The sequence below is a fragment of the Microbacterium panaciterrae genome, from assembly GCF_039541635.1.
In the GTDB taxonomy this organism is placed as follows: domain Bacteria; phylum Actinomycetota; class Actinomycetes; order Actinomycetales; family Microbacteriaceae; genus Microbacterium; species Microbacterium panaciterrae.
In genome coordinates this window covers 51,774-60,023 of sequence record NZ_BAABGP010000021.1, presented here as the reverse complement: position 1 = coordinate 60,023, position 8,250 = coordinate 51,774, and the positions used below count along the sequence as shown (strand labels likewise).

The 8,250-nt window shown below is 66.8% G+C and carries 9 protein-coding genes; 4 read left to right on the top strand and 5 right to left on the bottom strand.

Going from position 1 to position 8,250, the window contains the following annotated elements; translation table 11 throughout:
- Positions 1-755, top strand: a 755-nt coding sequence (locus tag ABD882_RS15170) for a Fic family protein (RefSeq protein ID WP_345188216.1), incomplete at its 5' end; no start/stop codon positions are given.
- Between the two features lie 159 nt (positions 756-914).
- Here ABD882_RS15170 and ABD882_RS15165 read toward each other — a convergent pair.
- Positions 915-1,628 carry an SDR family oxidoreductase gene (locus ABD882_RS15165; protein ID WP_345188215.1) on the bottom strand — a complete coding sequence of 238 codons (714 nt, stop codon included), beginning with the start codon at positions 1,626-1,628 and terminating at the stop codon, positions 915-917.
- A gap of 374 nt (positions 1,629-2,002) precedes the next feature.
- Between ABD882_RS15165 and ABD882_RS15160 the strand changes: the two genes are divergently transcribed.
- Entirely contained in the window at positions 2,003-2,605 is a 603-nt protein-coding gene (locus ABD882_RS15160; protein ID WP_345188214.1) for a TetR/AcrR family transcriptional regulator, read from the top strand.
- 85 nt (positions 2,606-2,690) lie between these two features.
- Here ABD882_RS15160 and ABD882_RS15155 read toward each other — a convergent pair whose 3' ends face one another.
- The 4 genes from ABD882_RS15155 to ABD882_RS15140 are packed head-to-tail and all read right to left on the bottom strand — an operon-like array spanning position 2,691 to position 6,346.
- The gene (locus ABD882_RS15155; protein ID WP_345188213.1) at positions 2,691-3,488 is read right to left on the bottom strand and encodes a strictosidine synthase; all 798 of its coding nucleotides are present in this window, start codon (positions 3,486-3,488) and stop codon (positions 2,691-2,693) included.
- A 31-nt stretch (positions 3,489-3,519) separates the two neighbouring features.
- Positions 3,520-4,377 carry an alpha/beta fold hydrolase gene (locus ABD882_RS15150; RefSeq protein ID WP_345188212.1) on the bottom strand — a complete coding sequence of 286 codons (858 nt, stop codon included), beginning with the start codon at positions 4,375-4,377 and terminating at the stop codon, positions 3,520-3,522.
- A gap of 60 nt (positions 4,378-4,437) precedes the next feature.
- Positions 4,438-5,445, bottom strand: coding sequence for an NADP-dependent oxidoreductase (locus ABD882_RS15145; protein WP_345188210.1), 1,008 nt, complete (start codon positions 5,443-5,445; stop codon positions 4,438-4,440).
- A gap of 34 nt (positions 5,446-5,479) precedes the next feature.
- Positions 5,480-6,346 (bottom strand): alpha/beta fold hydrolase, encoded by an 867-nt coding sequence (locus ABD882_RS15140; protein ID WP_345188209.1) that lies wholly within the window; start codon positions 6,344-6,346, stop codon positions 5,480-5,482.
- A 105-nt stretch (positions 6,347-6,451) separates the two neighbouring features.
- Between ABD882_RS15140 and ABD882_RS15135 the strand changes: the two genes are divergently transcribed.
- Both ABD882_RS15135 and ABD882_RS15130 read left to right on the top strand, forming a co-directional pair.
- Positions 6,452-7,123: a TetR/AcrR family transcriptional regulator gene (locus ABD882_RS15135; protein ID WP_345188208.1), complete on the top strand. Its 672-nt coding sequence runs from the start codon at positions 6,452-6,454 to the stop codon at positions 7,121-7,123.
- A 163-nt stretch (positions 7,124-7,286) separates the two neighbouring features.
- Positions 7,287-8,201, top strand: coding sequence for a family 43 glycosylhydrolase (locus ABD882_RS15130; protein WP_345188207.1), 915 nt, complete (start codon positions 7,287-7,289; stop codon positions 8,199-8,201).
- The last annotated feature ends 49 nt before the right edge of the window (positions 8,202-8,250 follow it).

Genomic DNA, 8,250 nt, shown 5'->3' with positions numbered 1-8,250 from the left:
GGCCCTTCACCGTCTCCGACGACGAGAACCCCGCGGGAAATGACACCACGCTACGGGACGCACCCGCGCAGGCACGTCGGGCGAGCTACACACCGCCGACCGGTGAAGCAGTGATTCTGCGGAAGCTCGAAAACTGGGCCGACTTCATCCAAACCACGGCCGAAATCGATCCGCTGGTGATCACCGCGATCGCGCATTACCAGTTCGAGGCGATCCATCCCTTCTCCGATGGCAACGGACGTACCGGTCGTATCCTCAACGTCCTCCAGCTCGTTGAGGCGGGGCTGCTCAGCGAACCGATCCTCTATCTCTCCCGATTCATCATCCAGAACAAGGACGAGTATTACCGCCTACTTCTGGCGGTCACGACCGAAGGTGCCTGGGAAGAGTGGATCCGTTTCCTCCTGCGAGGTGTCGAGGAGACGGCCGCGAAGACGCTGCAGAAGATCGACCGAATCCAGGATCTGCAGGAGCGGTTCCGAGGCGTGATCAAGACCAGCACATCTGCGGGCAGTAACTCCGATCTTCTGGATGTGCTGTTCGAGAACCCGTATGCGCGGATCAACCAGGTCGTCGAAAGATGCTCGGTCTCCCGACCGACTGCGACGAGCTGGTTGAACGCCCTTGTTGCGCAGGGCGTGCTGTTCGACTTCAAGATCGGTCGCGAGAGGCTCTTCGTGAACACCGACCTCATGCAGATTCTCGCCTCGGATGAGGAAATGCCTCTGTCGGCTGAGTCTGAACGGCTCTTCTGAGGGGCGGCGGGCCAGCAGCAGGACGTCGGCGGCGAGGATGACGGCGCCCGCGATACTACCGAGCCCGATGGGCGGGTCAGAGCCCGTGGTCGCGAAGGTGCCTGAGGCACCGGAACCGGATCTGCCCGAACCGGATCCGGTATCACCTCCCCCGCGGCGTCACCGCCCGGCGGCGAGCTGCGGGTAGACCGCCTCGAGCGGTGCGGACAGCCCCGCTCTGAGCTGTACCGAAGTGTCGTCGGCGAGCACTTCGTAGCCCCCGGCCTCGAGCGTGGCGAACACCTGATCGACGAGGTCGGCGGGATCGACCTTCGGTCCCTCGGCGCGCGCGGCCATCGCGGTATCGACGTAGCCGACGTGCACTCCGACGACCTGCACGCCTGCGGGCTGCAGCTCCAGGCGCAGCGAGTTCGTCGCTGACCAGAGCGCGGCCTTGGTGGCGGAGTAGATGCCGGCCACGGCGTACCAGGAGAGCGCAGAGTGGATGTCGATGATCGCGGTGTTCCCGCCTGCGGCCGACAGGGCCGGCGCGAACGCGCGGGCGAGGAACAGGGGGCCGAGGAAGTTGGTCTCCACGTTCGCGCGGATCTCCTCATCGGTGTGGCTGAGGATGCCCGGGGTCGAAGGTGAGGATCCTGCATTGTTGATGAGCACGGTCACGTCGGAGGCGTGCTCCACGGCCGCCCGGATGGACGCCGGGTCGGTGACGTCGAGAGTGAGCGGGACGACGCGCTCGTCGTCCCATTCGCGAGGACTGCGGGCGGTGGCGTAGATTTTGGCCGCGCCGCGCGCGAGAGCTTCACGCACGAAATGGCCTCCGATGCCGCCGTTCGCGCCGGTGACGAGGACGACGGCGCCGTTGAGGGAAGTCATGGGATGGGTCTCCTGAAGGTGTGACGTTCTGATGGGCTGGGAAGGGGTGGCCGGGGCGGGCATCGGGCTCGCCGACCCCGGCCACGTCGAGGGGCAGGCAGGTGTGAGGGTCGGATAGTCGGTGTATCCGCGTGCACCGCCGGCAAAGAGGGTGGCCGGATCGAGCTCGAGTCGGCCCAGCGTGAGCGGCTGCCACGGGGATGGAGACGTCATATCAAGTGCACTTCCTTTGCGACGAACGAAACGTCACCTACGGCGGGACCCGCGCGGTCCTGCACGGGCGTGGGAGAATGAGCGCGGCCACATCCGAACCCACGCGACGATGACTATACTCAGAACTGAGACTAGTCATCGTTTATTCCTGGAGGACACAGATGTCAGTCGCGCCCCCTCCGCTCGGACGACGCGAGCGGAACAAGCAGGCCAAGCTCGAGCGCATCATCGCAGCCGCCAGCACCCTGTTCGCCGAGCGCGGGGTGGACGACGTCACCACCCAGCAGATCGCCGATGCGGCCGACATCGGCACCGGCACGCTGTTCCTGTACGCCAAGACCAAGGGCGAGTTGCTGCTGCTGGTTCAGAACGCGCACTATGCCACCGCTCTGGAACGCGGACGCGCTGCCGCGGCCGAGGAGTCCACGGCGTTGGACGCCGTCGTAGCGCTGTTGGCGCCGATCGTCGCGTGCAACCGGGTCCACGTCGACAACGGCCGCACCTATCTGCGGGAGATGGCCTTCGGCAATCCCACCGAGCCTCATCACGCCGAAGCCCTCGCCATCGTCGCCCAGACCGAGGATGCGACCGCCGACGTCCTCGCCCAGCGCACCGGGCTCGCCCGGACGGAGGCCGTGACGCTGGCGCGAGTGATCTCCGCGATCCTGTTTCTGGCGATGGCATCCAGCGAGTACGTCGACAGTGACGTCGAGGGAATCGTGGCCGCCGTCCGCGCACAGATCGCGGCGATCCTTCCTCGCTGATCCTGACGGCGACGTCGTGATGGCCGTTCGCATCGCGACGTCGCGCTCCGAGCGGTGATCGTGTGCCGGAGCGCGACGTCGACGGTCAGCTCTCGTAGTGCGACAGGATCTGGCTGTCCTTGACGTACGTGAGCGCGTCGGTGACGTCGTACGCGTGGATCGCGGCGACGTGCGGCGCCAGCAGCGTCGACAGGTTCAGAGCGTGGTCGGCATAGAAGACGTCGCGGGCGGTGTCGTCGGCGAACCCGAGGATGACCGAGGCGTGCAGGTGCTGATCCGTGGGGTTGTCGTGGGCGACGTTCGGGGTGTCCCACGTCTTCTCGTTCCACGGCAGGAACACCTGCGTGCGCAGCTCTGTGAGCACCCCGTTGGCGATCAGGGCAGGCGTGAGCTGTTTCTTGAGGAACTTGTGGAACGCGACCGTGCCCTCGTCCTTGCCACGGCGCAGGTAGATGATCGCCCGCGACCCGGGCTTGTGACCGGGGGCGACGTCGTACCAGCGGGAGGTGCCGGGAGGGCCGGCGAGGAGGAGGGTGCGACGGAAGATGTTGACCTCGTCCTCGAAGGCCAGCGCGGTCTGCTTGCGTCCTGCCAGCGGTGAGAGGGCGTTCTCGAAGGTGACTTCTGCGATTCCGTCTATCCGGCGGTCTGCGGGGATCGCGGTCTCAACGCCGGGGGTGTCGGGCCAGCGGCCGGGGTTGTGCTCGGCGAGGTGGATCTGCCGGTACTCGAACAGGCCGGGGGTGGCGGCGATGATGCCCGAGTGCGGACCCTTCCACCGGTCCATCCCGGCCTGGCGGGGCTTGTCGGTGCGCATCCACAGCAGGATGGAGGAGGTGAAGTGCTTCGAGACGTCCGGTTTCGCCGGCGTGGTGTCGGTCATGATGGTTCCTTCGGGGTCACGGCTCAGTGGGTCAGTTGCTGAGGAATTTCGCGGCGACGGGGGCGAACTTTTCCCAGTACTGGAAGACGCCGCCGTGGCCGGAGTTCGGGTAGATGATCAGCTCACTGCCCGTGATGCGCCGGTGCAGGTCCTCCGAGAGCACGGAGGGAACCATGCGGTCGTTGTCGCCGTTGGCGATCAGGGTCGGCTGGGTGATGACCGACAGGTCCGAGGGGGCGGAGCGCCCGTACCGTTGGATGGCCTTGAGCTGGCGGCTGAACGAGGCGTTGCTCATGGGCTTGTCGCGGTCCCGGGTGCGCTCCTTGAGGCGTTCGACGAATGCCTTGCCGGCCTGCTTGCCGGCGGTGTCGCGGTTGAAGAAGAGGAACTCCTTCGGGTCGGACCGGGTGATCACGGAGCGGAAGATGTCCCAGTAGGTGACGCCCACGACCTTGTCCATGTCCTTCCCGCCGCGCGGGCCGGTGCCGGTGAGCACGAGTTTGCGCACCAGCTCGGGGTGGGCGACGACGAGGTCTTGGGCGATCATGCCGCCCATCGAGAAGGAGAAGATGTCGATCGTGTCGTAGCCCAGGCCCTTCGTGATGAACCGGTGGGCGTCGGCGGCGGCTTCTTCGAGGGTGTCGGGAACCCGGCCGGAGGAGGCTCCGACGCCGAGCTGGTCGAACGTGATGACGTGGCGGGTCTTCGCGACCGCGTCGATGATGCGAGGGTCCCAGTTGTCCAGGGTTCCGGCAAGATGCACGAAGAAGACCACGGGGACCTTTTCTGCGGGGCCGAGTTCCCGGTAGGCGAAGGTGTCGCCGCCGACGATGACGGTCTTGGCGGGGGCCGCCGCGTAGGAGGTGATGACGGGTTCAGTGGTGCTCATGAGAGATGCTCCTTAATGAGTTGAGATGCGTGTGAGTGGAAGTGGACTGCTGGACAGGGGTTACGCGCGCGGGTCTGGGCCGGTGATCACGGCCTTTCCGCGGATGCTGCTCGTGGCGAGGAAGGCCAGGGCGTGCGCGGTCTGCTCGAAGGGGAAGGTCGCGCCGACGACGGGACGGATGGTGCCGCCGTCGACGAGCTCGGCGATCTCCCGCAGCTGCTCGCCCGAGGCGCGCATGAGCAGGAACTCGTAGGACACGCCGAGCTTCTTGGCCCGTGCGCGGGTCTTGCGGCTAAGCCCTGCGACGGCCAGGCGCAGCACCGGGTTCAGACCGGCCGCCTTCGCGAACGCGGGGGTGGGTGGCCCGGAGATGCCGACAACCTTTCCGCCGCGCTTCAACACCGCGAGCGACTTGGTGAGGTTGTCCCCGCCGAGGGGGTCGAGGACGAAGTCGTAGCCGGAGAGCTCGGTCTCGAAGTCCTGGGTGCGGTAGTCGATGACCACGTCGGCGCCGAGCTCGCGGACGAAGTCCGCGTTCTTGCCCGACACGGTGGTCGCGACCTGGGCACCGAGGTGCTTGGCGAGCTGGATCGCGATCGATCCGACTCCGCCGGCGCCGGCGTGGATGAGCACCTTCTGCCCTCGCTGCACGTTGCCCTTCTCCACCAGGGCCTGCCAGGCGGTGAGTGCGACCAGGGGCAGTGACCCTGCCTCCACGGTGCTGATCGAGGTGGGAGCCAGGGCGACGTCGGTCTCATCGACCGCGATGCGCTCGGCGAAGGTGCCGATGCGGAAGTCCCGCGGCCGCGCGTACACCCGGTCCCCGGCGGTGAACCGGGTCACGCCCGCGCCGGTGCGGATCACCGTGCCGGCGAGGTCATGGCCGAGGGTGAGGGGGGTTTTGTAGGGCAGGATCGCCGTGAACTCACCCGCCCGGAGCCGCTCGTCGAGATGGTTCAGCCCCGCGGCCTCCACCCGGATCAGGATGTCCCGATCACCGACCGTGGGCTCGGGGACGTCGGCCTCGCGGACCGGCTGCTTGTACTTGTGGAACACGAACGCTCGCATGATGCTCTTTCTGTGTGAATGCGGGAGGCTTCGGTCAGCGCTGCAGGAACCGGGTGGCGGTGTCCGTGACGCTGTGGCGGTTCTGGAAGGCGACGCCGTGGCCGGAGTCGGCGAAGACCCGCACGTCCGCGTCCGGATACCGGGCCAGGAGTGAGTCTGCGTTCCCGACAGGCACCATCCGGTCACGGTCTCCGTGCAGAATCAGCACCGGGCCTGTGAACGGCGACGCCGGTGGCGCCTGGTGGCCCCACCGATTCACGGCGCGCAACTGGGCGCGGAACACACCCGGGGTGACCGGCTTGTCCCGGCCGGTGCGACGCAGCTTCAGCCGCGCCTGATACGTCTTCGCGGCCTGGCGGCCGGCAGGAGTGCGGGTGAAGAACAACAGTGTGGTGGGGTTCGTGAAGGTCACGACGCCCCGCACGATCGCCCGTACGGTCACTCCGGTCATCACGGTCAGGCCGGGGCCCCCTTGCGGGCCGGTGCTCGCGAAGACCACCCGCTGAACCAGGTCCGGAGCCTGGCGGAGGATCTCCTGGGCGACCATGCCGCCCATCGACAGCCCGAGCAGGTCGACGTGGGACAGCCCGAGTTCGCGAATGGCGGCGATCGCATCGGCCGCCATGTCCTCGAATCGGGTCCGCACGGTTCCGGTGGACGCCCCCACGCCACGGTAGCCGAGGAGGACCACCCACCGGTGCTGCGCAAGCGGATCGACCAGCTCCGGGTCCCAACTGTCCAGGTTCGCACCCAGATGTGTGAGCGCGACCAGCGGAATCCCGCCGTGCTCTGAGCCGAGCTCGCGGTAGACCACCGTGGCGCCGGCGGCATCAACGGACCTGGTGGGCGTGTCGGCGAAACGCATCGGCCGGTTGCCTGTTCCCTGCTGCGTCTCTGTCATGCCCGCTCTCTTCTGGATCGAGTGATGGATTGACGGGATTCTTCCCGCCTGTCCGAGTATACTCAATCCTGAGCGAACTCAGTTATTTTGTCAAGGGAGGTCATCGTGAAATCTCGTCCAGCTCCGCAGGGGCGTCGGGAGCGGGCCAAGGAGGACAAGCGCCGCCGGATCATGGACGCCGCCCACGCCCTGTTCGCTGAGCACGGCGTCGGAGGCGTCACCATGCAGCAGATCGCCGACCGCGCCGATGTCGCCATCGGGACGTTGTATCTGTATGCCTCGACGAAGGCGGAGCTGCTGATCTTGGTGCAGAACCAGAAGTTCGCCGACGCCATCGACGACGGACTCGCCGCCGCAGACGCCGCCGCGCGATGGGGAGCGGATACTGTCGGAGTGGTGCTCGCGATGATCGAACCGGTCGTGGCCTGTATCCGCGAGCAGCCCGAGAACGGCCGCACCTACCTCCACGAACTCGTCTTCGGCGACCCGGCCGAACCCCACCGCCGAGACGGCCTCACCCTGTCCCTCCGGCTGGAAGCCGGCATCACCGACATCCTCGCCGCCGACCCGGCTATCGACGACGCGGACGCGGCCACGCTCGCGCGGGTCGTCACCTCGATCATCCACGTCACCACCGCCGCCACTGTGCACCTGCACGAGAACCTCCCCGGCATCCTCGATCAGATCCGCCAGCAAGTCACTGCCGTGCTGCCCCACGTTCAGAGCCGGGACGACGGCGGCTCGCCGGCCGTGTCGAGCGGGTGCTCGACGATGTAGCGGGCGACCTCGGAGAGACGGGTGCGGGTATTGCGCGCGCGGGCGCGGATGAGTTGGAAGGCGGCGTCCATGTCGACGTTTGAGTTGCAAATCCCGTGGCGATGTGTAACGATACATGCCATCGAGCTTGTATCGATACAGATGAGCCTCCGCCACGACGGAGATGAACGGAGACAACGACGTGAACCGCTCGACGACACACACGGGGCCCTTCTTCGCCGACCCCGCGCTGGTCGCATTCGGAGACAGCTTCTACCTCTACCCGACGACCGACGGCAACGAGAACTGGGACTCGGACAACTTCCGCGTCCTCGGGTCCCGCGACCTTCGGGAGTGGACGGATCTGGGGGAGGTGCTCCGCCTCGGCCGCGACGTCCCCTGGGCCGACCGGAACGCGTGGGCCCCGGCCGCGGCATACCGCAACGGTCTCTACTACTTCTACTTCACCGCCAACGACAACATCGGCGTCGCCGTGGCCACGTCGCCGACCGGGCCGTTCATCGACTCAGGCGGGCCCATCGTCGCGCGCGGTCAGTTCGCGGGGCGCGCGATAGATCCGGCTGTGTTCGTCGACGACGACGGGACTTCGTACCTGATCTGGGGCAACACCGTGGCCCACGTCGCGCGCCTCGCCGAGGACATGGTCTCCATCGACCCGGAATCGGTGACGGCATGGGAGCATCCCGCCTTCCGGGAGGCCGCGCATATCCACCGTCGCGGGGACATCTACTATCTGACGTGGTCGGAGAACGACACCCGTGACCCCGCGTACCGCGTCCGGTGGGCGACAGGTGAGAGCCCGTTCGGTCCGTGGATCGAACGCGGTGTCCTGCTGGAGCAGTCGCCGGCCGACGGGATCTTCGCCACCGGACACCACTCGATCCTCCGTGTCCCCGGCACGGACGAGTGGCTCATCGCCTACCACCGGTTCGCCGTTCCCGACGGAGACGGCTTCCATCGCGAGATCGTCATCGACGAACTCGTCCACTTGCCGTCCGGTGACCTGTCGCCGGTGCGAACAAGCGCTGACTCAATCCGATTGACACAGCCTGCATTACCCGAAACCCTCGACACCTAAGAGAAAGCAGAAAGCAATGTCGCTTCACTCCAGTTCCTCGCCACGCCGC

What these genes read in the sequence shown, in the direction of transcription:
- ABD882_RS15130 (WP_345188207.1), top strand. Translation starts at nt 7,287, where the DNA reads ATGAACGGAGACAACGACGTGAACCGCTCGACGACACACACGGGGCCC.
- ABD882_RS15145 (WP_345188210.1), bottom strand. Translation starts at nt 5,445, where the DNA reads ATGCGAGCGTTCGTGTTCCACAAGTACAAGCAGCCGGTCCGCGAGGCC.
- ABD882_RS15150 (WP_345188212.1), bottom strand. Translation starts at nt 4,377, where the DNA reads ATGAGCACCACTGAACCCGTCATCACCTCCTACGCGGCGGCCCCCGCC.
- ABD882_RS15155 (WP_345188213.1), bottom strand. Translation starts at nt 3,488, where the DNA reads ATGACCGACACCACGCCGGCGAAACCGGACGTCTCGAAGCACTTCACC.
- ABD882_RS15160 (WP_345188214.1), top strand. Translation starts at nt 2,003, where the DNA reads ATGTCAGTCGCGCCCCCTCCGCTCGGACGACGCGAGCGGAACAAGCAG.
- ABD882_RS15165 (WP_345188215.1), bottom strand. Translation starts at nt 1,628, where the DNA reads ATGACTTCCCTCAACGGCGCCGTCGTCCTCGTCACCGGCGCGAACGGC.
- ABD882_RS15140 (WP_345188209.1), bottom strand. Translation starts at nt 6,346, where the DNA reads ATGACAGAGACGCAGCAGGGAACAGGCAACCGGCCGATGCGTTTCGCC.